This window comes from Microbacterium sp. Root280D1, assembly GCF_001428975.1.
Classification (GTDB): domain Bacteria; phylum Actinomycetota; class Actinomycetes; order Actinomycetales; family Microbacteriaceae; genus Microbacterium.
The window spans coordinates 726,490-751,811 of the sequence record NZ_LMJK01000001.1 but is presented as its reverse complement, the minus strand read 5'-3'; the positions used below and the strand labels follow the sequence as shown (position 1 = coordinate 751,811).

18 protein-coding genes are annotated in these 25,322 nt (G+C 69.4%); 2 read left to right on the top strand and 16 right to left on the bottom strand.

Annotation, left to right across the window (positions count from 1 at the left end):
• Positions 1 to 71 precede the first annotated feature (71 nt).
• From ASE34_RS03675 to ASE34_RS03630, 10 genes are all read right to left on the bottom strand, one after another.
• Entirely contained in the window at positions 72 to 704 is a 633-nt protein-coding gene (locus ASE34_RS03675) for a hypothetical protein (protein WP_056276634.1), read from the bottom strand.
• Positions 701 to 1,531: a PP2C family protein-serine/threonine phosphatase gene (locus ASE34_RS03670; RefSeq protein WP_056276631.1), complete on the bottom strand. Its 831-nt coding sequence runs from the start codon at positions 1,529 to 1,531 to the stop codon at positions 701 to 703. The genes ASE34_RS03675 and ASE34_RS03670 overlap by 4 nt, the downstream gene beginning before the upstream one ends.
• Positions 1,528 to 3,300, bottom strand: coding sequence for a DUF5684 domain-containing protein (locus ASE34_RS18260; RefSeq protein WP_056276628.1), 1,773 nt, complete (start codon positions 3,298 to 3,300; stop codon positions 1,528 to 1,530). The genes ASE34_RS03670 and ASE34_RS18260 overlap by 4 nt, the downstream gene beginning before the upstream one ends.
• Positions 3,297 to 5,849 (bottom strand): transglutaminase domain-containing protein, encoded by a 2,553-nt coding sequence (locus ASE34_RS03660; protein ID WP_056276624.1) that lies wholly within the window; start codon positions 5,847 to 5,849, stop codon positions 3,297 to 3,299. The genes ASE34_RS18260 and ASE34_RS03660 overlap by 4 nt, the downstream gene beginning before the upstream one ends.
• On the bottom strand, positions 5,846 to 7,216 hold the full coding sequence (locus tag ASE34_RS03655) for a DUF58 domain-containing protein (RefSeq protein ID WP_053098662.1): 1,371 nt from the start codon (positions 7,214 to 7,216) through the stop codon (positions 5,846 to 5,848). Before ASE34_RS03655 ends, ASE34_RS03660 begins: the two co-directional genes overlap by 4 nt.
• Positions 7,213 to 8,178 (bottom strand): AAA family ATPase, encoded by a 966-nt coding sequence (locus ASE34_RS03650; RefSeq protein WP_053099368.1) that lies wholly within the window; start codon positions 8,176 to 8,178, stop codon positions 7,213 to 7,215. Before ASE34_RS03650 ends, ASE34_RS03655 begins: the two co-directional genes overlap by 4 nt.
• A gap of 99 nt (positions 8,179 to 8,277) precedes the next feature.
• Positions 8,278 to 14,268 carry an Ig-like domain-containing protein gene (locus tag ASE34_RS03645; protein WP_056276619.1) on the bottom strand — a complete coding sequence of 1,997 codons (5,991 nt, stop codon included), beginning with the start codon at positions 14,266 to 14,268 and terminating at the stop codon, positions 8,278 to 8,280.
• A complete protein-coding gene (locus tag ASE34_RS03640) occupies positions 14,268 to 15,398 on the bottom strand; it encodes a serine/threonine-protein kinase (protein ID WP_230100873.1) in 1,131 nt (376 codons plus the stop codon). Before ASE34_RS03640 ends, ASE34_RS03645 begins: the two co-directional genes overlap by 1 nt.
• Before the next feature lie 169 nt (positions 15,399 to 15,567).
• On the bottom strand, positions 15,568 to 16,134 hold the full coding sequence (locus tag ASE34_RS03635; RefSeq protein ID WP_056276617.1) for a DNA-3-methyladenine glycosylase I: 567 nt from the start codon (positions 16,132 to 16,134) through the stop codon (positions 15,568 to 15,570).
• Positions 16,135 to 16,192: 58 nt separating this feature from the next.
• On the bottom strand, positions 16,193 to 16,876 hold the full coding sequence (locus tag ASE34_RS03630) for a GntR family transcriptional regulator (RefSeq protein ID WP_082297970.1): 684 nt from the start codon (positions 16,874 to 16,876) through the stop codon (positions 16,193 to 16,195).
• 174 nt (positions 16,877 to 17,050) lie between these two features.
• On the opposite strand from ASE34_RS03630, the gene ASE34_RS03625 reads away from it, so the two are divergent.
• Positions 17,051 to 17,770 carry a GntR family transcriptional regulator gene (locus ASE34_RS03625; RefSeq protein WP_082297969.1) on the top strand — a complete coding sequence of 240 codons (720 nt, stop codon included), beginning with the start codon at positions 17,051 to 17,053 and terminating at the stop codon, positions 17,768 to 17,770.
• Complete coding sequence (locus ASE34_RS03620; RefSeq protein WP_056276614.1) at positions 17,770 to 18,444, top strand: GntR family transcriptional regulator; 675 nt, start codon at positions 17,770 to 17,772, stop codon at positions 18,442 to 18,444. Before ASE34_RS03625 ends, ASE34_RS03620 begins: the two co-directional genes overlap by 1 nt.
• 149 nt (positions 18,445 to 18,593) lie before the next feature.
• Here ASE34_RS03620 and ASE34_RS03615 read toward each other — a convergent pair whose 3' ends face one another.
• From ASE34_RS03615 to ASE34_RS03590, 6 genes are all read right to left on the bottom strand, one after another.
• Positions 18,594 to 19,640 (bottom strand): NAD(P)-dependent alcohol dehydrogenase, encoded by a 1,047-nt coding sequence (locus ASE34_RS03615; protein WP_053098655.1) that lies wholly within the window; start codon positions 19,638 to 19,640, stop codon positions 18,594 to 18,596.
• A 132-nt stretch (positions 19,641 to 19,772) separates the two neighbouring features.
• Positions 19,773 to 21,842, bottom strand: coding sequence for an acyl-CoA dehydrogenase (locus tag ASE34_RS03610; protein WP_056276610.1), 2,070 nt, complete (start codon positions 21,840 to 21,842; stop codon positions 19,773 to 19,775).
• A gap of 150 nt (positions 21,843 to 21,992) precedes the next feature.
• On the bottom strand, positions 21,993 to 23,225 hold the full coding sequence (locus ASE34_RS03605) for an HTTM domain-containing protein (RefSeq protein WP_056276608.1): 1,233 nt from the start codon (positions 23,223 to 23,225) through the stop codon (positions 21,993 to 21,995).
• Positions 23,222 to 24,028 (bottom strand): DUF5819 family protein, encoded by an 807-nt coding sequence (locus tag ASE34_RS03600; protein WP_230100871.1) that lies wholly within the window; start codon positions 24,026 to 24,028, stop codon positions 23,222 to 23,224. The genes ASE34_RS03605 and ASE34_RS03600 overlap by 4 nt, the downstream gene beginning before the upstream one ends.
• Positions 24,029 to 24,111: 83 nt before the next feature.
• On the bottom strand, positions 24,112 to 24,891 hold the full coding sequence (locus ASE34_RS03595) for a hypothetical protein (protein WP_157538074.1): 780 nt from the start codon (positions 24,889 to 24,891) through the stop codon (positions 24,112 to 24,114).
• On the bottom strand, positions 24,842 to 25,322 hold a 481-nt coding region (locus ASE34_RS03590), incomplete at its 5' end, for a hypothetical protein (protein ID WP_235567424.1). The genes ASE34_RS03590 and ASE34_RS03595, both read right to left, overlap by 50 nt.

Genomic DNA, 25,322 nt, shown 5'->3' with positions numbered 1-25,322 from the left:
GGGCATCCAGGCGGCCCGACGGCCGGTGGGAGTGCGCGGACGCTGAGCACGGCTCCGTCAGGGTGAGGGCGTCACCCGAAGACGAAGAAGCCCAGACCCACCAGACCCGCGACGGAGACGACGCAGGCTGCTGCGAACGTGATGAGGGCCGCCCGGCTCCAGCGCAGTCCCTGCTTCGCGACCGACGGGAGATCCGGGTCCACCGTGCGCGTGGGCGCCGCGGCGCCGATCACGACGGGCGGGGCAGAAGGGCCGAGCGGGGCCGGACGCGGCCGGTAGATCTCCGGTGCCGGCGCATCCGTCGGCGCCTCGAACGAGGCGGGCACGTCAGCCTCTGCGCGGTCGGCAGAGTCGTCGCTGTCGGCGGGCTGTTCCGATCTCTTGCGTCGCACACGACGCGGCGTCCGGGAGACGAGCATCGTCGACTCGTCGACAGGGTCGTCCTCCCGATCGGCACCTGGCTCCTCAGCCTCCGCGGGTCTCCGGTCGACGACGACCGTCGCCTCGTCCACGTCATCCGCTGGCTCAGCGGGTTCGGCGACTTCGGCGGGCTCGGCAGGCTCGACGGGCTCAGCGGGCTCGGCAGACTCGGCGGGCTCAGCAGACTCGGCGACTTCGCCGGACTCGGCGACCGGTCTCCCCCGGCGCCGATCGCGTCTGGTCAGCATGACGGTCTCTTCGACCTCGGTCTCGTCGTCCGTCATCTGGCTCGAACCGGGATCGTCGTGCCCTCGAGCATCGAATCGGTCAGCGAGGCGGATGCGGCATCGCGGCCCGCAGTGAGGTCGTCCGAGTGCCCGTTCGCGCCTCCCGAGATCACGTCGATCACGACGACCGACACGTTGTCGCGACCACCCGCTTTGAGCGCCCGGCTCACGAGAGCCGCTGCCGCGGTCTCCGGCCGCCCGTTCATCGTCAGGGTCGCTCGGATCGCCTCGTCGCTCACCTCGCCGCTCAGGCCGTCGGAGCAGATCAGCAGTCGCTCGCCGTCGACCACGGGCAGCAGCCAGCTGTCCGCGGTGCTGTCGGGAGCACCGATCGCCCTCGTGATGACGTTGCGCTGCGAGAACGTCGAGAGATCCTCGGCGCGGAGCTCACCGGCATCCACCAGTTCCTGCCCCAGCGAATGATCGATCGTCAGCTGTGTCAGCTCGTTGCCGTGGTGCCGGTAGACACGGGAATCGCCGACGTTGAAGACGAGCCAGTGCGGCACGCCGTCGTGATCGACGAGAGCGACACCGGTCACGGTGCTTCCTGCGCCGCGCTTGTGCTCGGCGGAGATGTCATCGACCACAGCCGAAGCGCGACTCAATGCCTGTCCGATGTCGGCGACGTCGACCGTCGCCCCGCGAAGCGGCTCGAACGCCTCCACCACCGCAGCGCTCGCACGATCCCCCGCCTCATGCCCGCCCATGCCGTCCGCGACGAGGAAGACCGGAGACGCCACCAGCACCGAGTCCTCATTCGCCGAGCGCGTGAGACCGGTGTCGGTGAGTGACGCGACGCTGAGGACGACCGAGGAGAGCGTCATGAATCGCGCTCCGCGATCACATGCATCCCCACTTCACCGAGGATGAAGCGGCCGTTGCCGGTGACGCTCTCTCCGGGATCGAGCAGGGTCTCGGTGCCGTTCTCCTCGACCACGACGACGCCGTTCGTGGCGTGCAGATCGGTGAGACGCCACTCGTCGTCGTGCACGACGAGACGAGCGTGCGTCTTCGACAGCGTGCGGGTCGTATCGGAGATGGCGAGTCGCTGCTCGCCCGGCTCGCCGATCGGATTGCGGCCGATCACGACGCTGGCGCCGGACAGCGAGAACTTCCGTCCGTCATCGAGCACGAGCGATCGGCGGACTCCGCGCTTGCGGGCGACGACGACGGTGGCGTCGAGGTCCTCGTCGACATCGTGCGTCGGACGCGGTGTGACGACCGTCTTGTCGACGTCGGCCGCGAGGCCTCCGAACGGCATCGCGAGGGGCGCCGGGACGGGTTCCTCGACCGCGGGTGCGGGCGCTGCATCGGCCGGGGGCACCACGGCGGCCGCAGGCACATCCGCGGTGGTCCCCGCAGCCGCGGGGGACGACGGGACAGGACGGATCACCGGCGCCTGCGGCTGTTCATCCGAGAGGCCACCATCTCGGAACGAGGGCGGAGCGGGCCGCACCATCCGCTGCGCCTCTTCGGCGGGAGCCGCGGCAGGCGGGTTCTCCGCCGGCCGCTCGAACTCGGGCACGGGAGCGGATGCCGGGGCCGCCGCCGGCGTCTGTGCCGATTGCTGAGGCACGACGTCGTCGGATACCGGCACCGGCGGCGCGGGTGGCTGCGGCGCCGCCGGAGCCACAGGCGCGCCACCCATTGCGGCCATGATGCCGGTGGTCGGGTGCGCCTCGGTCGGAGCCGGCGGGTTCACGGCGGGTGGCTGCTCCACCGCAGGGGGCTCAGGTGCGCGCACCGGCGCGGGCGGCGCAGGAGGCTGCAAAGCCGGCGCCTGAGGAGCCGCAGGCTGAGGAGCCGCAGGCTGAGGAGCCGCAGGCTGAGGAGCAGGAGGCTGAGGAGCAGGAGGCTGCTGCGCGAAGGACGAGGCGGGCGGCTGCGGCGGAGCGAATGATGCCGCCGGCGCACCCTGCACCGGGGGCTGTCCGGCGACGGGAACCGGCGGGGCGCCCGGGACGGGAGGCGCGCCCCACCCTGAACCCGCGGGACCACCGCTCGCCGCGGCTGCGGTCGCAGTCCGGTCGGGCTGCACGGCCGGACGGCTCGGTGCGGCGTAGTCGGGGAACACGGGCGCGGGGGCGTCAGGCTGGCTCTGGGTATGCGGAGCCAGGGACGGGATCGTGTATCCCGATGCGTCCCTCGCCGGGGTGGCCGTGGGCTGCGAGCTTCGGCGCGGGCCGGGCTGCAGAGCGGCCAGCCGTTCGCCCTCGGGATACGGCGGGGCGCCCCAGGCGAGAACCGTCGCCCAGACCGGAGGTAGAAGGATCGCGAGCACCGTCATTCCCGCACCGCGACCGAACCTCCGATTGATGCGGTGGGTCGCGACGACCTTGAGGTAGATGCCGTACAGCTGCACGATCGGGATGAAGTAGAACACCACCGACCACGCCGGCACTCCGCCGCGCGCCAGGATCTCCGCCTCGTTGAGGATGGGGACCCAGCCCTTCCACCCCTCTCCGTCGATGCGCGGGAAGAGGCGCGACAGCGCCAGCGCGTACCAGACGTAGACGGCGAGGCCGATGAGCACGCCGACGCCGCCGACGATGGCGAGCATCGTGACGTAGCCGGTATCCACGGGCGCGATCATGAGTTCCCCTTCTTCCGGTCGCCGGGCGACCAGGTCAATCCGAGCGTAGCGAGCACAGGCACGGCGGCCGTGAATCCACGACCGTTCGCGCCCCGTATGCGACCGACGAACGACGTCGGTCGCACGCGCATGACGATGCGATGCCACCATCTGCCTGCCGCTGCGAGCTCCGTCCGCTCGGCGTCGACGATCTCCCAGGCGGCGCGCGCATCCTCGTCCGTCGGAGGATGCTCGGCGAACACGGCGCGATCGACGATCTCTGCCAGGCGGTCCGCTGCCTCTCGGTCGGTCGAGAGTGCGCGCTGGATGCGGGTGCCTTCGGCATCCATCGGCACATCGTGGTCGGCGTACACGTCGACCAGCTCCTCCCACGCCCCGGCGAGACGCACCTCGGGATCTTCGGCGGTTCGGCGGGCCCTGGCTCGCTGCCGTTTGGCCAGCAGCAGCACGAGGAAGGGCAGCGCGAGCAATGCCAGCGCGAGCATGCCGAGCCCCACAGCGCGGAGGATCGGCAGCAGGACGGCGAGCACCTCTGACTGCGGCGACTCGAGTGGAGGCGCGTCATTGTTGGAATCGCTCTGCGCCTGAGGCGGATCCAACGCCTCCGACCGGGGCTGCTCGGGCACCGTGGGATGCTCGGGCAGCTGCTCGCCCTCGGTGATGGAACTCGGAAGCATCGCGTACTGCGGTGTGGTGTCGACCGGCATCCACTCGCCGCCCGATCCTCTCACCTCGACCCAGGCGCTCATGTTCGCGCCCGTGCAGGTCTCCGTGCAGGCGGGAATGCCGGGCACCTCTTCTGCGGCCGCAAGGCGCGCACCGATCACGACTCGGGACTCGAGCCCCCAGTGCTCGGCGAGAAGCGCCGCTGCCACTGAGAACTGCTCATCGTCGCCGACCGCCGACACGAGCAGCTCGGGCGCGGCATCCGAGCCTGCCCTGCGCTCCTGTTCGAGCAGGTCGGTGAACAGCTCCTCGATGCGGGCCGCGGAGTGTCCCGCATAGCTGGGTGCGAAAGCGTACCCCTCGGACTCCTTCAACGAGGCGATCCATCCCGCCGCCGCCTCATCGTCGATCAGCGCGTGGCTGAGGTAACCGCGGGAGCGCAGGCGGTCGATGATCTCGAGATACCCTGCCCCAGTGCGGGGCTGCTCCTGCATCTCGGCCCACTCGGTGAGCGCGGGATACAGGTCGGTGTCGAGGTTCGAGGCACCGCCCTGCACGGCGGTGATGTCGCCGGGGCTCGCCGGGGCGTCCACGAGCACTCTGTAGCGATCGCCCGGAACGAGCCCTTCTCCCCCGCCGGGCGCCTCTGCCACGGTGATCGCCGTGTCGCCGCCCGAGTTGACGTGGAACCCGTCGGCGAGCGCTTCGGCGCGCGCACCCGAGAAGTCCGGCGCCTCGGCGAGACCGGCCGGCGAGGGGACCCAGATGCCTCGATAGGCGTCGCCGATCGTGATCCCGAGCGACACGCGGCCCTCGCCGGGCATCGCACTGCGGGGCAGCCGGCTGAACCGGTCGTCCGGCGCGATGTGGAAGTCCTCGCCGTCGTACGAGTCGAGGGTGACGAGCCGGAGGCGCTCCAGCGCTCCAGGATCACCCTCCACCTGCACGACCGTGTCATCGAGAGTGCTGCCGGCGAACCACGACCGGTAGGCGCTGAGGGGGCTCGCCTGCTGCTGCACGACGATCATCGGCTCGACCTCGTCGCGCAGAACGGAGCGGTCGCTCCAGCCGGCCGCGGCGGGCGCCACCGCGAAACCGGCGACGAGGGCGATCACCGCGAGACCGGCCGACAGGAGATGCCGACGGATCGTCAGCCACACCGGGGTCGCCCGGCGCGAGATGTTCGCCGCCGCGACGGTGCGCAGCGCCTGTGCCCGCTGAAGCCGCGAGCGTCCGACCAGCCAGACGAGAGAGACCACGAAGAGCGCGACGCCGATCAGCCATTCCCGAGGAGCGGGAAGCGCGACGCCGAGCACTGAGACCGGAGCCGTCGTGCCGCTCACACCGAAGGCGATGCCGAAGACGCTCATCGCGGTCACGACGGGAACCGCTATGGTCGCCCGACGTCCGCCTTCGAGCACGAGCAGAGTGGCGATGAAGGAACCGAACAGCATGACCACGAGGAGCGGGATGAGCACCGCCTGGTACTCACCGAGGGGCGGGTTCAGCGTCAGCATCTGCTTCCAGCCGAGCACCACCCCCAGCACCGCGTCGCGGATTCCGCCCAGGAACGCGGGAAGCGACGAGAGCGCCGATGGGATGGCGAGCGGAACCGAGACGACCAGATAGACGCCGGTCACCGCGAGCGCACCGATCAGCAGCCCCCACCGCAGCAGCCGGGTCAGCACGGCGACGACCATGCCCAGCAGGCCGCCGATCAGACCGACCGCCAGCGCCCGGGGGGACTCGTACACCGGCCATGCAGTCGCCGTGGCGAGACCGATGCCGACCAGCACGTATCCGAGAGACCAGAGGGTCAGAGCCGAGAGCGCGAACGTCCGGCGCGACCTCGCGACGCCGCGCCGCGGACCCGCGGCGCTCATCGCAGTGCTCCGCGGGCGAGCATCTGCGGAAGGTCGCCGAGTGCGCCCAGCGTCATCACGGCGAGTTCGCGCGCCGTGCGCAGGGTGGGCTGCTCGCCGAGTTCGCTGCGCACCGCGACCGCCTCGACTGCCGCCGGCAGCGTGATGGCGGCGTGGCGCAGACGCTCGAGCGGCATGCGCGAGCCCGTCATCAGGAATCCGATCGACAGGTCGGGGTAGGACTGGGCGGTGAGCGCGGCGACCGCCTCGAGCCGCATCACGCGGTCGGCCGGATCGATGGTCGAGGTGGCATCGAGGAGGGCCTTGGGAGTCACCGTGGGAAGAGTGCGTATCGACAGCAACTCGGCACGGCTGTGCTCGGGGATCTCGTTGCTCACCGAGAAGAGCACGTCACGACCGTCGCGCACACCCTGCAGGGCGAGGGATGCGGCGGCGCTGACCGTGTTCTCGAACTCGTCGTCGCTCTCGTACGACTCGCTGTCGAGGTCGAGGATGATGGCGATGCGAGCGTGCCGCGACTCCTCGTACTGACGCACCATGAGCTTGCCGGTCTTGGCGGTCGACTTCCAGTGCACGTGCCGCTGCGAATCGCCCACGACGTACTCGCGCACCGCGTGGAACGAGAGGTCGGCATCGACGAGGGTCGAACTCGGCGTGCCCTCGAGATCGCGGATGAGACCGGCGCTGGTGCTGGGCAGGCGCACCGTGACCGGATGCACGTGGATGCGCTGGACATCGGGCCAGCGCAGCTCACGGCGCAGGATGCCGATCGGATCACCGCGGGTGATGGTCATGGGGCCGACGTCGATGACACCGCGGCGGTGCGCGGCGATCGTCAGCTGCTCGCGATGGTGGGCGGCGGGGCGCAACAGGGGGACGTGCGCTTCGACGAGCCCCTCCCCCACGGGAACGTCGACGATGCCGGGCAGCGACAGACGCTCGCTGTTGTTGCGCACGTCGAGCGTCGCACCGATCTCTGCACCGGCGACCACGCGGTCGCGGTCGAGGGTCAGCTCGATGCGATAGTCGTGGGTGCCGAGGATGAAGGGGATGCAGGCGATCAGCAGCACGAGCGCGATCGCCGCCACCGCCCACGCCTCGACCCAGCCGAACAGCAGCCCGGCGGTGACGCACAGGACCAGCGCCGCGACGACCAGCATCCCGGCGGATGTGACCGTCTCACGCACCCACGCGACAGCCGCACGGGTTGCGCGCTCCGTGCTGCGAGCGGCCCGACGCACGCCGAAGACGGCGCCGCGGACGGGGCCGCGGCGCGTGCGGTCGTAGCGCGTGACCGTCGACGTGCGCGTCGACGTGCTGGTGCCCGCCGTGGTGCGCGTCAGACGGGACTCGGTGCTGAAGCTCACGCAGTGCCGTTCTCGCGGGGCGGCTCGACGTCGAGCAGGATCTGCCCCACCACGGCGACCGCGGTGACGCCGTCGAACTCGGCCTCCGGCTCGAGCACCAGGCGGTGCGCGAGGGCGACGACGGCGAGCTCTCGGACGTCGTCGGGGGTGACGAAGGTGCGACCGTTCTTGGCAGCCCACGTCATCACGAGACGTGACAGGGCGAGGGCTCCTCGCACACTGGCACCGAGGCGGACCTCGGACGCTCGACGCGTCGCATCGACGATGCGCATGATGTAGTCGGAGACCAGCGGGTTCACGTACACGCCGCGGGTCATCTCGGCCATCGTGAGGATGGTGTCGACGCCGACGATGCCGTCGAGCACGTGCTTCGGCTGGGCTGCTCCCTGGAGGATGCGCATGGTCGCGGCTTCGTCGGGGTATCCGATCGACGTCTTGATCATGAAGCGGTCGAGCTGCGCCTCGGGCAGACGGTAGGTGCCGCCCTGCTCGATCGGGTTCTGCGTCGCCATCACGAGGAACGGCGATCCGACCGGCCGCGTGACGCCGTCGACCGTGACCGTGCCCTCTTCCATGACCTCCAGCAGCGCCGACTGCGTCTTCGGGCTCGCCCGGTTGATCTCGTCGGCGAGCACGATGTTCGCGAAGACGGGACCGGCGTGGAACTCGAAGGCGCCCTCCTTCTGGTCGTAGACGGTGATGCCCGTGACATCGCCGGGGAGCAGGTCGGGCGTGAACTGGATCCGGGTGCTCGTTCCCGTCACGGTCTGCGCGATCGCCCGCGCGAGAGCCGTCTTGCCTGTGCCGGGGAAGTCCTCGAGCAGCACGTGGCCGCCGCTGACCGCCGCGGCGAGCACGAGCTCGATCACGTGCCGCTTGCCGAGGATCGCCTGTTCGACGTTGGCGGTGAGGATCGAGAACGTCTCGGCGAACCAGGCGGCCTGTTCGGCGGCGATGGTCACGGGAGCAGCGGAGGGAGCAGGCATAGGGCAACCGTATTCGTCTCTGGCACCTGCGGTGTGCAGGGCGGTGGGGAGGAGGGAGTCGTCATCGCGGCGGGTTCATCCGGCAGGATCGGCGGGGTCGGCGGGCTTGTCGGAGTCCTTCGGATCCTCCGGCTCCGGCTCCGGTTGCGTGCACAGCGTCACGCGGTGCGTGATCGGCTTGAGCGAACTGAAAGCGCCCGTCCACGTGATCTTCATGTCGACCATGGAGATGCCGTCGACGATCCTCGGAGTCACGGCGAGGGAGTACGACCCGCGGGCGGCAGGGCTGACGACGAACGCGTCATCCGGGTTGGCGGGCACGCACTCGCGGAACTCGACCGCCACCGTCGTCGGCGCCGTCCGGGGCGAGATCTCGACCGAATCGGAGCAGTACTCCCGCAGCACCGCGTGGCAGGAGCGCGCCCCGACCGGCAACGGTGATGAGTCGGTGCTCAGCTGGAAGTCCGACCGCCAGGACCCGTACATGTAGTACTGCGGAACGAAGCCGTCTCGCACGGCGATGTCGGGCGCCGACTCGAGCCGGTAGGAATAGCGGTTGTCCTGGACCGACGGCTGGGTGGCGATCGTGTAGCTCGTGTTGCCCTTCGGGCCTTCCACGAAGGTGAACGTGAAGACCTGGGTGGTCGCCGACTCGGCGACGCCGAAGCCGTTCGATGCGCACGCCTTCACGTTGTAGGTCGAGTACTCGGCGAGCTTGGTGAGTGTGGGCGACGAGGACTGCGCCTCCGCACCCGAGACCTGCAGACGACCGTCGCCGTCAGCGGTGCAGCTCGCGTTGCCCGATCGCCAGGCGAGGTACACGACGTCGATGCCGAGGGCGCTGCCGTTCGGCTGCGCAGCCACTCCCGAGACGTCGATCGAGGTGTTCGACGTCGCGGTCGCGCGTGCTCCCGAGGGGTCGAAGTAGACGGTTCCCGCAGCGGTGACGGACGTGCGGAAGGCTCCGCCCTCGTTTCCACCATCGCCCGTCGGCGGCTGGAACTGGCTGATCGGGACGATCGTGATGTTCTGCGGGCCCGGCGCCAGCGCGATGTCGGCCGTCGTCGTCGCGCCGGTGCGGTTGATGACCTGCCCGGTCTCCTCGATGCGGAACGCGAGGGAGTCGTCCGACGCATCGACCGCGAGAGCGACGATGCCGCGCCCGCGCTCCGTGCTGCCGGGGCGATAGACGGGTGTGGCGTTCGCCTTCGACACCACAGGGGCGGCGTACGCCCAGCTGGTGTGCGGTGACGTCGCCGCCGATGTGCCGACCGCGTTGACGGCCGCCGCGGTGAAGACGTGCGGCGCTCCGTTGACGAGTCCGTTCACCGTGCACCGGTAGGCACCTGCCGCCGGGCTGCACGACGCGTTCGCCGGCGCTCCGTCCTGCAGGATCTCGACCCCCGTGACGCCGGGGTGCGCGCGACCGGCCTCGCCGAGGGGCACGTCGAGCACCACGGTCGAGCGGGTGAATCCGACCGTCGTGACGCTGGCGGGTGCCTGCGGGAAGCCCTGCAGATCGAGGGTCAGGGTTCCGGTGCCGGTGCGCCCCTGCGCATCCTGCACGACGAAGGGGATGATGCACTGTCCACCCGGTGCCTGCCCTCCGCCGGGCCAGCTCGCCGTGATCGCCTTGCTTCCCGAGGTCGAGATCGACGCGACATCGCATCGTGTGCCCCCGCCGAGGGACATCAGTCGGAGGCCCGATCCGGGCTTCCCGGCGAACGGGTCGTACTCCCCGGCGACGTCGACGACGTCGATGGTGCAGCTGGGGTTCGTCACGATGCACTGCTTCGTGAAGGTCGCGCCGCGCGGCGCATCCGGCGGCGCTGCTCCGACGACGAGGCGGACGGATGCCGACGGCTCGCCGTACTGGGGCACCGTGACGCTGACGTTCTCGGCGTTGCCGGGTCGCGCGTCTGCGCGTGCCTCGATGGTCAGCTGAGGCCCGTTTCGGGTGACGATGAAGGCCGAGCCCGAATAGACGATCCGGTACTCGAGGGATCCCGCGTCACCCTCACGTCCGCCCTCCCACGCGGCCATGTTCGCGTACATGTCGACCGTCTCGGTGGTTCCGGGGGCGATCGTGTGCGAGATCGACGACAGCAGCAGCTGCGGCTCGGCAGGACGGATGCTGATCGGCACGTCGATGAACGACCAGCGCTCCTGCCCCTGCAACCGCACCTGGACCAGGCAGGTGTCCGACCATGGCGCTTCACGGCCGGCGCGATACGTCACGCTGCCTGCACCCTCGGCGGAGCACGACGCGGCCGCCCGCTGCGCGGTGAACTGCCCGGATCCCACTTCGAGGGCATCTGAGGAGGTCAGGTCGACGTAGTCGGCCGCATCGAACGAGACCGAGGCGTCCTCGTCGACCACGACAGGAGTCGAGGCGGGCTTGAGCTGGACCTGCATGTCGTCGAAGGCGGGTATGCGCAGGAACCCGTAGGCGACCACTGCTCTGCCGCCCGATCCCTCGCCCTTCAGCTGGAACGGAACGAGCGCGCCGTCTTCAGGGGCGGCGCCCACGATGCGGTTCCCCTGAACAGTGAACCCGGGCTGGTCGCCCCACAGGCTCAAGGTGAGGGAGGAGGCGTCACCCGAGGGCCAGCTGACACGATCGGTCACGACGTCGATGCCGCGATCCGGGAGCTCCTCCCGATCGCGCGCAGTGAGCACCGTGTCGGCGACGCTCGGCTGGTCGGCGACCGCACCGTCGGTCACGGTCACGACGATGAGACCCTGCGACGTGCTGGATGTGCGAGTGGACCTGACCGTATAGAAGTAGGAGTTCGTGCCGGCGGTGTCCCCCGCGCGCAGCACGACACGGCCGTCTTCGAGAGAGGTGTCGGGATCGATCAGCGCGTTCAGGCGGTCGTAGAGCGGATTCCCCTTGACCGGTGGCGCGTTCGGCACGAGTTCGGTGATCTCGAGCTCGCTCTGCGCCGGATCGAGGTCGTTGAGACGCGGGTCGAGGACGATCGGTGTCGTCGACCCGGCCTCGACGCGCACGTAATCGCTGAAGGTCACGGGCGCCGCGTCATCGATGTCCGCGTCGAGCACGCCGACGCGGACGGTGCCCGTCCCCTGCTCGCCCTGCGGGTCGCGCACCGTGTAACCGAAGCTCACCTGACCGCCGTCGACACCGCCCGCGGGCGCCCGGTAGACGATCGCGTCGCCGTCGGCCGAGATCGTCGCCGTGCCCGCACCCTTCTGGGGCTGGTCGACGCCCGCGAGCACGACTCGATCGCCATCGCTGTCCATGCCGGTCGAAGGCACGGGCAGCGACACGGTCTGACCGCTGAGGACTCGGCCGGTCAGGGTCGACGGCGTCGGGGCACGGTTGGTGCCCGGAGGCACGACCGTGACCGTCACGACACCGTTGTCGGCGAGGGCGGGGTTGCGCTCGAGTGACACCGAGTACGACAGACGGTAGGTGCCGGGCGTCGTGGGTGCGAGGTAGCGCAGCGCGTTGCGGTCGGCGAAGACGAGCTCACCCGATTCGCCCGAGCCGGTCACCTCGGGGAGAACGACCAGGGGCTCCCCTCGCGGCGCCACGTCGTTGGCCGTGACAGCGATACGCGTGAGCGAACCTGCGCGCACGGTGATCGCATCGGGGAAGACGATCGGACGCGTCACCGTCGACGGCGGCGTGAGGAAGACCGTGACGGTTCCCTGCACTGCGGCGCCGGTGCCGTCGGCGATCGTCACGGTGGCCTTGCCGATCACCCCGGGCTCGCCGTCCTCCGTGGTGCCGTTCACCCGGATGCTCTCGTTGCCGACCACACGCACGCCGAGCTGCGGCGTCGAGCTCACCGCATCGGCCAGCATCAGCACCCGACCACTGGTGTTCTGCACGGCGCGGATGACGTCGACCGTCGTGTCCTCGCCCTCGCGGACGAACGCGGTCAGCGGTGCCATCGCGAGGCCCGCGGATCCGTCGACCGCGGTGATGCGGATGACGGCCGACTGCTCGGCCTGGGTGGTGACATCCTGAGCCGTGTAGGTGACGACGTACTGCCCCGGTTCGGCCACCGTCATCTCGACGGTGCCGGATGCCGCGTTCGGGTTGACCTCGAGTCCCTGCGCGGTCGCCGCAGTCTGCACGGCGTCGACGAGACGATACGAACCGGAGCCGCCGGACAGATGATCTGAGATGCGCACCGATTGGAGCTCCCCGACACGCGCCGTCAGCGCGACCGGCGAGGCGACGAGAGCCGGGCTCCCTGTGACCTGCACATCGAGGGTCTTCTCGGCGGTCGCGCCGTGCACGTCCTCGACCACCACGGTGACCGAGATCACGGCATCTGCGGCGTTCGGGTCGGTGTGGCGGATGGCCACCCGCCCGTCGGCCATCGGCACGACCATGACGGGCGACGAGGAATCGGTCTCGTAGGCATCGCTGAGCACGAACGGATCGCCCTCGGGATCGACCCAGCCCGACAACGCCGAGACGACCGTGCTGCCGCCCGGAAGGAGCTGGGGCGTCGGCCACTCCTGCTGGCAGGCGTCGACTCCGCACCACACGGGCGCGGAGTTCGCTCCCGGATCGACGACGGTCAGGGTCACGGTCGCCGGAGCCGACACCGCGGCGCCGTCGGTGACCGCATATGTGAAGCTCGCCTGCCCCGAGCCCGCCTTGACGTCGACCACCAGCGACTGCCCGTTCGCGACGAGAGTCAGGTCACCGAACGCCGGGTCGCCGAGCCCGCCCGAGACCGATTCGGGATCGATCGACAGCACGTCCTTCTTGTTCGGATCGTGGTCGTTGAGGAGCACCGGCAGGATCACCTGCTCGCCCGCACGGACACCGAATGCGTCGTCGACGGCGACGGGCGGCATCTGCTCGGCCACGTCCTCGACGATGATCGTGCCCTCCTGCTGCTCGGTGTCGTCTTCGATCGCCCACTGCTCGAGCGGGATGAGCACGCCGTCGGGGGCCGTCCAGATGAGTCCGGTGCCGATCTCGCTCAGCACCGCTCGATCGCCGTTCTCCTGGAAGACCGGTTCGATCGTCGAAGAGTCGAGGGCCTCGTCCGGAACACGCAGCGGAACGGTCTCGCCACCTGCCCACAGAGTGCCCGCACCCGTGTCGAGCCAGGCGGCATAGACCTCGCCGTCGACGACGACCGGCGTCGCCGGCACGCCCGACGCGTCAGCGACCCGCTCCGACTCTCCGGAATCCAGATCGACCGACACGAGTCCGTCGGAGTCGGCGATCGACACGTTCTCGCCCGACTCAGCGCCCTCCTGGAGACGCGCGTCCTCAGCGACGTCCAGCTCCACGGGTTCGTCGCGCCCCTGCAGCCACAGCTCGCCGGTGCCCGCCTGGAGCATCGCCCAGCGGTCGCCCACGACCGTGACGAGGAGGCCCTCTGCGGCATCCGGAGCCTGCGAGACGGACTCGGGATCGCCGAGGAAGCGGTGCTCGTCGATGTCGAACCGGCGGATCGCGCCCTCGTCTGCGGAGAAGAGCACCAGCAGGCCCGCGGGCGACAGCCCGATCGCATCCGCCGTGTACGTCGGAGGGTCCTCGCCCTCCTCGACCTCGACGCCCGCGAACGGGTCGACGAGAGCAGTGGCGGCACCCGCCTCGAGAGTGGTGACCGATACCTGGCCGGTGTCGGTGCGATACGCCACATAGGCACCGGCCGACAGGATCTCCCGCGTGCCCGCCGGCGTCGGCTCGGAAGCGATCGGCGTGCCTTCATCCGACGCGTCGGAGAGCAGGTCGGCGGGATTCGCGGGGTCGAGATCCCACCGCTGCCTGTTGCCCTGGGCGTAGATGACGGCCGCCGAGCCGCTCTGCCAGACGGCCTCGGGATCGTCGACGTTGCGCACGGTGTCGATCTCGGCGAGCTCGGTGTTCACGCGGGCGTACTGGCCGCTGTCGCGCATGACCCAGACGGACGACTCGAGGCGGGGCACCTCCTGCGACTGGTATCCCTGGGCCGTGATGGCGAGCGTGAGCACCACCGCCAGGGCGGCGACACCCGAGATGGCCGCGATCAGGCGTCCGCGCGATCGGGGGTTCGCCTCCGCGCGAGCGCGGTCGCCGATGGCCATCACAGGACCCCGGTCAGGTAGAGCACGCCGACGCCGACGCCACCGAGGACCGCTGCTCCGATCAACGCGCCGATCACGCCGGCGACGAGGGGCGAGCGGGTCTTCGCACGCGCGGCGGGCAGTTCGTCGCGGTCGCGCGGCATCGCCTGCTGCTTCGCGGCGCGCACTGCACGTCGCGAGTCGGGGGCGACGGTGGTGATCACCGGGCCGCGGGCGCTGGAGTCGGAGAAGCTGACGGGCGCTGCTGCGGCCCATTCAGCGGACGCCGCCTCGAAGGCCGTCGGGTGCAGACCCAGCTCGAACTGCGCCCAGCGCAGGCGTTCCGCGAAGTCGGCCATGCTTGCGAACCGTCTGGCCGGATCACGGTGCATCGCGGTCGCGAAGATCTCGTCGATGATCGGCGGGATGCCGGGTATCGGCACCGCGGTATAGCGCGCCTTGATGATGCGCTCGGTGAGCTGGTCGCGGGAGTTGGAGCCTCGGTCGGCGCGTTCGAACGGGCTTCTTCCCGCGAGGAGCGTGTACAGGGTGGCTCCGAGGCTCCAGATCTCGCTCGGGACGGATCCGGAGACGCGCTCCTGCAGCACCTCCGGCGAGCTCCACGGCACCGACATCGCGATGGTCTCTCCGTCGCCCTCGTCGATCACGGCGGCCGCGATGCCGAAGTCGGCCAGCACGGGGGCGCCGAGGGAGTTGATGAGCACGTTGGACGGCTTGATGTCGCGATGCAGGAGTCCGGCCCTGTGCACGGTCTCGAGGGCGCCTGCCATGCGCACGCCCGTGTCGAGCACCTCGGCGAGCGCCAGCGGCGCCTTCTTGTACCGGGCGCTCATGGTGTCGGGGCAGTACTCCATCGCGAAGTACGGCCGACCGTCTGCAGAGATGGACGCCTGATAGATGGTGACGATCGAGGGGTGGGCGCTGAGCCGCGCGGAGATGTCGGCCTCGACGTTGAAGGTGCGGAGAACCTCGCGGTTCACGGCATCCGCCAGCAGCACCTTCACAGCGGCGACGCGTCGCGGCATGTCCTGTTCGTAGAGGAAGACATCTGCGAACCCGCCGGATCCGAGCGGACGCACATAGCTGTACCCCGCCAGCGTCGGCGGTGTCGATGCCATGCGCGTGGCCACCCATGCTCCTCACGGTCGGTCGGGAGACCGCGCTCTGCATGATCCCTGCGCGCCGCGCTGGGCGATCCCCCCGACCACGAGTATATCGAGGGTGTGGACGATCCCGAAGGCGGGCGATCGCCCCGGCACTCGCCCCGACACGGCGGGCGCGCCCAGCACGCCTCGGTGGTCAGGCGCGCCAGCACCCGACGACATGATCGTCGACCATGCCCGCGGACTGCATGAGCGCGTACATCGTCGTCGGACCCACGAATCGGAAGCCGCGACGACGCAGTTCCTTGCTCATCGCCGTCGACTCCGGCGTCACCGCCGGAACATCCGCGAACGATGCGGGCCGCGGTCCCGATGCCGGCGCGAACGACCACATCAGCTCATCCAGCTCGCCGTCTGCCATCGAGCGCACGATTCGGGCGTTGCCGATGGTGGCCTCGATCTTCGCCCGGTTGCGGATGATCCCCGCGTCCGCCATGAGCCGCTCGACGTCGGATCGGTCGAACTCGGCGACCCGCTCGGGCTCGAAGCCGACGAAGACCTCGCGGAACCGGGGGCGCTTGCGCAGGATGGTGATCCACGAGAGCCCCGCCTGAAACCCCTCGAGGGCCATCTTCTCGAACAGCGCCCGGTCGCCGTGGAGCGGGGTGCCCCATTCCTCGTCGTGATACCGGCGGTATTCGGCGTCGTCGCCCACCCACCCGCATCGGTCGCGGAGGTCGGGGCCGGCGATCAGAGACGTCATGAGCCCACGCTAGCCGCCGCCACCGACACGGCGGGTGATCCCGGCTCTCCTGCCGGGACTACGCAGCGGCCTCTGCGGGGCCGGATCCGAGCGCGTCGATGAACGACGTCGAGAACCCGTCGAGAGCTTCGCGCGCCGCGGCAGCATCCTGTCGTTCGATGGCGGCGAGGGCGGCGGAGAGGAGACGGCGGCGGGAGGCCCGATCCGTGTCGAGATCGATGCCGTGGTGGCGGGCCGTCTGCGGATCCACGAACAGCCGCAGCGGGTCGATGTGGTCGCGGGCGAGGCGGGGGCCCAGACGGCCGAGCTCCCGCGAGATGAGGATCTCGGAGAGCTCGAGGTAGCCGAGCAGCTCGCAGGTCTCGTCCGCCAGTCGCGTCGACTGCTGGTGCGTGCGCACGGGCGGGCCGATGCAGCTCTTCTCGACGATCAGGCGACCGACGACGTGGGCGCGCTCGATCATGTCAGCGCGCGACCACTCCGCCACACGAGTTCCGGCGCTCGGAGACACCTGGACGAACCGCATCTCGACAAGCCGTTGCAGCGCCTCGCGCACCGGCGTCCGGGAGACGGCCCACGCGTGGGCGAGCAGATCGAGCCGCAGTCGCTGGCCGGGCGGGATGCGGCCGCTCACGATCTCGGCGAGCAGGCGCTCGTATGCGAGACCGCTGAGAAGCTGCGGGCGCAGTTGGTCCTCGAGGGAGCCCATGGGCATGATCACATCGCTCTCATCAACTAACATATTGGATGATTAGAGGATGACATAAGTTAGCCGTGGACACAAATCATCTGATATTTCAATGCTCGGGCACCCTGCCTGAAGTCGTCGCCTCATCCACCGAGAGACAGGGCATGGGTATATATTGCGGGCGATTGATATATCAGGTACCCAGATGATTCCGACTAGCATTGACCCATGCCTGTGCCCAAGACCCCGGCGCAAATGCCCCGAAAGCTGCTGCGCGACCAGATCTTCGACACGCTTCTGGATGCCATCGTCGCCGGTGACCTGGCCGCAGGAGAGCCGATCTCCGACAAGCAGCTCGAGAGCTGGTTGGGCGCCTCGCGCACGCCGATCCGGGAGGCGGTGAACCGGCTCGCCGGCATGGGGCTGATCGAAGTGCTTCCGCAGCGGGGCACCCGCATCGCACCTCTCGATCCCACGAGGTTCGCAGAGGAGATGGAGATGCTCGGCGTCGTGTACTCGGCGACGGTGCGCGAGGCTGTCCCGCTCCTCACCGACGCGGACCGGACGCAGATCGCCGACCTGCACACGACGGTGAGCCGGACCTCGAACGCCCTCGAACGCGCACGGATCGTGAACAACCTGATGAACGTGTTCGTCGACCGCTACCGCAACACCCTCGTTCAGCGCATCCGCGAGAAGTCGGTGCCGCACGTCACCCGGATGATCACCGCTCGACCCGGCGCACTCGACGCGACCGACACATCGGCCGCGCTCGACGCGCTTGCCTCCGCCGCCGCCACAGGGAACGCGGATGCCGCAGCCGTGGCCGCACAGGCGTACTTCACTGCAGGGGCCGCAAGCGTGCAGGCACGAGATGCGGCCGAATCGAGCCCGCAGGTCGCTGCTGGCGCCGATACAGCTGAGCGGCGCGGAAGCGAGGACGCGTGATGCCCACGAGGGACACACCTCCGCCGCGGCGGCTGCTTCGCGACGAGGTCTACGACACGATCCTCGGGGCGATCCTCGACGGGACGCTGGAACCCGGGGAAGTTCTCCACGACGAGGAGCTCATGACGTGGCTCGGGTCGTCCAGAACCCCGATCCGCGAGGCGCTCAATCGACTCGCCGAGGAGGACGTCGTCGAGTTGGTGCCGCACCGTCACACCCGGGTGGCCCCGGTGAACGTCGCGGCGATCAACGAGAGCCTGTTCGTGATCGGAGTGATCCACGAGCACCTTGCCCGCACCACCACCGCCGACCTCGCGGATGCGCATATCGCCGACCTGCGTCGCGAGCTGGCGCATGTCGAGGATGCGGTGGATGCAGATGACGCGGCCGCTCTCGGACGAGCGATCCGCCGGTATTTCCTCGTCGTCGTCCGCGCCGCGACGAACTCCGTGCTGCGAGCGAAGGCCGAGACCCTGTCGCTGCAGCTGGTGCGCTTCCTCACGCCTCGCGAGAACCTCGTCACGCCTCTCCAGGCGCGCGATTTCATCCGCGCGATCACTGCAGCGGCCGAAGCCCGTGACGGCGAACGAGCCGGAGATCTGATCCACGAGCTGCACGCCGCGACGCGCGTCAACTTCCTCGAGTACTACCGCGAGCCGGATCCCGCGAACTGAGCGCGGCTACGGCTACGGCTACCGCGCCGCCCTGCCGCACAGGCCCAGCACCACCCCGACCCACACCGCCGCACCCACTGCGCGAACGGTCCCAGGGGAGCAACCGACGGGGGTCCCCTGGGGCGTACCCCGAGGACCCCCTCCGGAACTCAGTCGGCGATGGTCGCGGCGTCGATCACGAAGCGATAGCGCACGTCAGAGGCGAGCACGCGCTCGTACGCCTCGTTGATCTGCGATGCGCTGATGATCTCGATCTCGGCTGCGATGCCGTGTTCGGCGCAGAAATCGAGCATCTCCTGGGTCTCCTGGATGCCGCCGATGTTGGACCCCGCGAGCGATCGACGCCCGCCGATCAGAGACGAGACGTTCACTGAGAGCGGTTCTGCGGGGGCTCCCACGCAGACCATCGACCCGCCCACGTCGAGCAGACCGAGGTAGGCGCGGAGGTCGACGACCGCGCTGACCGTGTTGAGGATGACGTCGAACGACCCGCGCAGCGAGCGGAAGGTCTCGGGATCGCTCGTCGCATAGTAGTGATCGGCACCGAGACGGAGGCCGTCATCCTTCTTGCTGAGCGTCTGCGACAGCACGGTGACCTCTGCTCCGAGAGCGTGCGCGATCTGCACGCCCATGTGGCCGAGTCCGCCGAGGCCGACGACCGCCACGCGCGTGCCGGGTCCGACGTTCCAGTGCCGCAGCGGGGAGTACGTGGTGATTCCTGCGCAGAGCAGGGGTGCCGCGACGTCGAGCCCGAGCGCGTCGGGGATGCGCACGGCGAAGGACTCGGTCACCACGACCTGCTCGGAGTATCCGCCCTGAGTGACGCTGCCGTCACGGTCGGTGCTGCCGTAGGTGAAGATCGCACCGTTGGAGCAGAACTGCTCGTCGCCGCGCAGGCAGTTGCGGCATTCTCCGCACGAGTTCACGAGACAGCCGACGCCGACCCGATCGCCGACGGCGTGCTTGGTGACATCCGATCCGATGGCCGCGACGGTTCCGGCGATCTCGTGTCCGGGTGCGAGCGGGTACTGCTGCGGCCCCCAGTCTCCGCGCACCGTGTGGATGTCGGAGTGGCAGATGCCGGCGAACGCGATGTCGATCAGGATGTCGTTCGGGCCGAGCTCGCGACGCTCGATGACGGTCTTCTCGAGCGGTGCGGCCTCGCTGGGTGCGGCATAGGCGGTGACACGGGTCATCTCGGACTCCTCTGATCGGTGCGGATGGGCCAGATCGACACTACTCGCGCCCTCCTCTGCGGCACCTGACCGCCCACGACGAAGGCCGGGACCACTGATCCCGGCCTTCGTCAGCGGAGCGAGGAGGAAACCTCAGCGCTTCGCGTTCTTCTTGAGCGCCTTCTCCAGCACAGGGGCGTCACCGGATGCCGCGAGCGCCGCGTAGTACTCCCGAGCCTCGTCCTGCCGCACGCGCTCGGCGCCGGAGGCGATGGGCGCCCGGACGTGCTCCGGCTCGTAGCCGAACGCGTCGACCAGGTCGAGTGCGTACGGACGGAGCCTGGCGCACAGACGGTCGATGTATCGCGAGACCGCGGCGGCGCGCTGCGTCGAGAGACGCCCGTGGATGAGGTGCCAGGCGAGGTGCTTCTCGATGAGCTGCAGACCGAAGAGGTCGCGCAGCCACGTGAGCACCTTCTTGGTGTCGGCGTCGTCGACGCGGTGGACGGCATCCGTGAACGCCTCCCACTGCAGCAGCTCACCGTGCGCACGGGCCGCCTCGATCAGCTCGGCCTGATTCTCGTTGAACAGCTTCGCGCCGAGGGCCTTGTCCTTGCCCGCCGGACGCAGCCGGCCGGCGATGTCGGCGACCATCTGCTGCACGCGCTCGGCGAGCAGCTGGTGCTGCTGCTCCTCGCGCAGACCGTTCTCGACCGAACGCGAGACCTGACCGAGGTCGACGACCGACTGGCCGAACTGACGAAGGCCTGCGCCGTGGAACAGCTTGCCGGCGGTCATGCCTACGGCGAACTTGGCCAGGGCCGCAGCATCCTTGCCGGTGAACTGCTTGGCGTAGTCGGTGAGCAGCCGCTTGCCGACCAGCTGGAGGAGCACATTGTTGTCGCCCTCGAAAGTGACATAGATGTCGAGGTCGGCGCGAAGTCCCACGAGACGGTTCTCGAACATGAAGCCCGCTCCACCGCAGGCCTCGCGAGCCTCCTGGAGGGTGTCGAGCGCGTGCCAGGTCGACAGCGGCTTGAGGGCTGCCGCCAGGGTCTCGAGGTCCTCACGGTCATCAGGGGTGTCGATGCGGCCGGAGAACACGCCGTCGAACTTCTGCAGGAACTCGTCGTGCGCGAAGATCTGCGCGTAGGTCGTCGCCAGGCGCGGCAGCAGGCGGCGCTGGTGCTTGCCGTAGTCCATGAGCACGACCTCCTGGCCGTCTGCTCCGTCGAACTGGCGGCGCTGCGTCGCGTAGGTGATCGCGATCTTCAGCCCGAGAGCCGAAGCCCACGACGCGGCGCCGTCGAGCGAGACCCGTCCCTGCACCAGCGTGCCGAGCATCGTGAAGAAGCGGCGACCGGGGCTGTCGATCGCGCTCGAGTACGTGCCGTCGGCCGCCACATCGCCGTACTTGTTCAGCAGGTTCGTGCGGGGGATGCGGATGTGGTCGAAGCTGAGGCGGCCGTTGTCGATGCCGTTGAGTCCGCCCTTGAGTCCGTCATCCTCACGACCGATGCCGGGAAGATCGACGCCGTCTTCGCCGCGCAGCGGCACGTAGAAGCAGTGCACCCCGTGGTTCACGCCGTTCGTGATCAGCTGAGCGAACACCGTCGCCGCCACGCCGTGCAGCGCCGCGTTGCCGAGGTACTCCTTCGTCGCGCCGCGGAACGGCGTGTTGATCACGAACTCCTCGGTGCTCGGGTCGTACGTGGCGGTGGTGCCGACCGCTGCCACGTCGGAGCCGTGCCCGATCTCGGTCATCGCGAAGGCGCCGGGGATCGAGAGATCCATGACACCGGGCAGCCACTTCTCGTGGTGCTCGGCGGTGCCGAGCTGCAGGATGGCGGAGCCGAACAGCCCCCACTGCACTCCCGACTTGATCTGCAGACTCGGATCGGCGACGACGAGCTCCTCGAAGCCGGCGATGTTGCCGCCGTTGTTGTCTTCTCCGCCGAGTGCGGTCGGGAATGCCCGGTGCACTGCCTTGTTCTCGACGAGCAGGTGCAGCTGGCTGAGCACACGCTCGCGGTGCTCGTCCTTGCTCAGCGCGTCATCGCGCCAGAACGCCGAATCCTTGATCAGCTCGCGCGCCTCGCGGCGCGTGTCAGCCCAGGTGCCCATCAGCAGATCGGTGACCCGGGCGACATCGAACCTCAGGTTCGCATCTGCGCTGTCGGTGTGCGGGCGAGTCGTCTTCGGACGGACGGCGGCGTCGACCATGAGCGTTCCTCTCAGAGGGAAGTAGGGATACTCCCATGGTAGGTCTGCCACAACCAGGAGCGAACTGCTGTGTGCGCATCCTCCAACAAGCTCCCGGGACGGCGCCCGGTCGGATTGTCGTCAGACCACAGTCTCAGCCCAGCCGCAGTCTCAGGCCTCGACGCGTGCGGGCGTGGGAGGCGCGGTCTGCGCCTGCTCCCACCGCCGTCTCGTCCCTTCGCTCAACCGCGCCCACGTCCGATCGCGGATGAAGATCGAGTCGATCGCGATCATCGTCAGCGAGAACCACGGCAGCCCCATCAGCACGCCGATGCCGATGTGGAAGGAGAGGATGCCGATGAGGCCGATCAGCCGAGTGGGCCGTGTGAGCAGCATCAGCGGGAACGCCACCTGCAGGATGATCGAACCCCAGGTCGCCGCGACCACCATCGGGCCCCAGGTCGTGACCAGGTCACTCAGCACCGGCCACGTGCCGAACCGAGCGGTCTGCAGCGGGTTGTAGACCGCGTAACCCTCTTCCCAGGGCGCGCCTCCCGCCTTGTAGAGAGCACCCGATGCGTACACGAAGCACACCTGCGCGGTCAGCGCCACGAGGGCCAGATTGTGGAAGACCGTTCCCAGGAGGGCGGGCTGGCTTCCCGGAGCGAACCACTCCCCCTTCTTGGCGCGACGTCTGGCATCGATCGACCAGCGAGCGGCCGGGTCGGCGAAGAACAGCAGGAGCAGCGCGATGCGGAACATGTTGTCGCCCTGATCGCCCACCATGTCGTTCGCCTCGATGAACCCGACCCAGAGGCAGAAGAACACCGGGAGGACGATCCGGAAACGCCAGCCGAGGACGAACAGCACCGCCAGCACGCCGAGCAGCAGATAGAGGGCGGTGTAGAGCGCGTCATTGCCCATCGCGGCATGGAACGCGCTGAAGATCCAGATCTTCGGGAACTCGCTGACGGGTTCGGCGAGTTCGCCGTTCCACGCCGACCCCGAGCCGAACGTATAGAGACGAGTGCTGAAGTTCGACGCGAGCAGGCCGATCGCCGTGATGCCGAAGAGGATGCGGGTGACCGCGAGACCGTAGAGGGCCTTCTTGCCGTTGAAGAGCCAGTCCCCCGCGAACGCGGAGATCCGGTCGATCGCCGAGAGGACCATCGACCACAGTCCGCCGATCATCGACGAGGCGAAGCTCAGCAGGCGGGTCACGAAAGACCGGGGAGGCGGGGCGGCAGGCGCGGGCGTGCGCGGCGGCGAAGGCTCGGGCGCAGAGGCGGGCGGAGCGGATGCCGGAGCGGGCGCCGTCACGGTCGACCGCCCGGCAGCATCCTTCTTCCGGTCCCGGTTCGCGGCGCCGTTCGTCTGGGGCGCGGTCTTGGTGGGCGCGCTCACGGCTGGATCCTCTCGAACTGGGCGCGGAAGGTGTTCGCGAAGTTCTCGCGACTCTGCCCTTCCTCTTCTATAGGCAGGCGCCACCCGGTGGTCGAGAACGTGGGGTCGGGGCGCTGCGCGCTCGGATCGTTGCGATCCGCATAGGGCACCACGTTCTGGCGGCTCACTCGGTACTGGACCTTGATGACGGAGTCGGCGCCCCAGATCGCATAGGCCACCTGGGTGGCGTAGGCGGTGGAGAGGTGCTCTTCCGCCATGTACGCGTCGGTCGACGGGTTGTCGCCCTCGAGTTCGTCGAAGGAGCGCACCATCCACTCCTCCCATCCGTCCTCGGCGAAGTCGAGCCCGACGACGGCCTTCTGGTCGTCGTCCAGCTTGTTGTAGGCGTTCATCTGGCCGCTCGCGACCTCGCTCGATTGGATCCCTGCTCGGGGCGGGAAGAGGTTGTAGCGGATCATCGAGAGCTCGACGTCGGTGGCGCTCACCCACCCGGTCTCGATCTCCTCACCGTCCTTCTCGATGACGGCACGCACGTTGAAGTGGTAGTCGCCGTTGATGGGCTCGGGCGCGAAGACGCTCCACGACTGACCGAACATCGGCAGCATGTACCCGGCGAGGACTTCTTGCGTGGGGATCTCGCGGAGCGCCGAGTACGGAGCGATCCACAGGAACGACGCCCCCACGTGCCACAGGGTGAGCAGACAGGCGGCGAACGCGATGAGCTTCACCCACCAGGTCGGGCGCGGTCGAGGGGCGGTCGCGGCGACCGCCGCATCCTGCACTTCGGGTGAGGTCTCAGTCATCGTGCCCATCCACATCCTTCTCACCGCTGAAGGTCGGGGCCGCCGCAGCGACGGCCCCGACCTCTCAGCGTTCCTGCACTGCGTTACTCCGTCCGGACGAGCGGCCGTCTGGAACGCGCGACCCTCGTCATCCCGAGTCCGAGCATCAGCAGCAGAGCCGCCAGCGCGATCCACCCGCCCTGGATCTCACCACCGGTGGTGGCGAGGCCCGTGGCCACGACCTGGAACGAGGCCGACACGCTGCCGGAGGTCGCTCCGGTCAGTGTCACGGCGTGGGTTCCGAGGTCGGTGCCGGAGGGGATCGTCCAGGTGAAGGTGACCGTGCCCTGCGCATCGGCGACCTGGGTGCCCAGTGCGATCGGCTCGGACGTCATCACACCGGTGACGGACTCGCCGGGCTGGAACCCGGTGCCGACCGCCGTCTGCTTCTCTCCGCGCTCCAGAACCGGGACCTTGATCGTGATGGCGATCGGTCCGGTCGGGTCGGCTGCCGCGTCTGCAGACGCCGAGGCCTCAGCAGTCGCCGAGGCGGATGCCTCGGCAGCAGCCTCAGCGGAGGCATCAGCCGCCGCCGACGCGGACGCCGTGGCCGACGACGAGGCGTTGGCCGCCGCGGCCGCCGACGCGGTCGGATCAGCGTCAGCCGAAGCCGATGCGTCAGCCGCACTCGTCGAGGTCGCGTCGTTCTGCGCCGACGCCTGCGCCGCTGCCGCGGAGGCGGCCGACGCGTTCGCATCCGTCGTGGCCGTGGCCGAGGCGTCCGTGGATGCGTCGTCCGTCGCCGCCGCAGACGCGGCCGCATCAGCCGTCACGTCAGCCGCCGCCGAAGCGGAACTCGTCGCATCGGCCATTGCTGTCGTCATCAGCCTGAGCCGACGCCGCAGCGGATGCCGAGGCGTTGGTGTCGACCTCAGCCGACGGGTCGGCCGCAGCCGAGGCATCGGCCGTAGCCGCAGCGTCAGCCGTGGTCGCAGCGGATGCCTCGACCTCTGCCTCAGCGGAAGCATCAGCCGCCGCCGACGCGGACGCCGTGGCCGACGACGAGGCGTTGGCCGCGGCGGCCGCCGACGCGTTCGGATCGGCATCTGCCGCCGCGGACGCGTCAGCCGCACTCGTCGAGGTCGCATCGTTCTGCGCCGCCGCCTGAGCGGCCGCTGCAGCAGACGCGTCCACATCCGTCGTGGCCGTGGTCGACGCGTCCGTGGATGCGTCGTCCGTCGCCGCCGCAGACGCGGCCGCATCAGCCGTCACGTCAGCCGCCGCCGAAGCGGAACTCGTCGCATCGGCCAGAGCC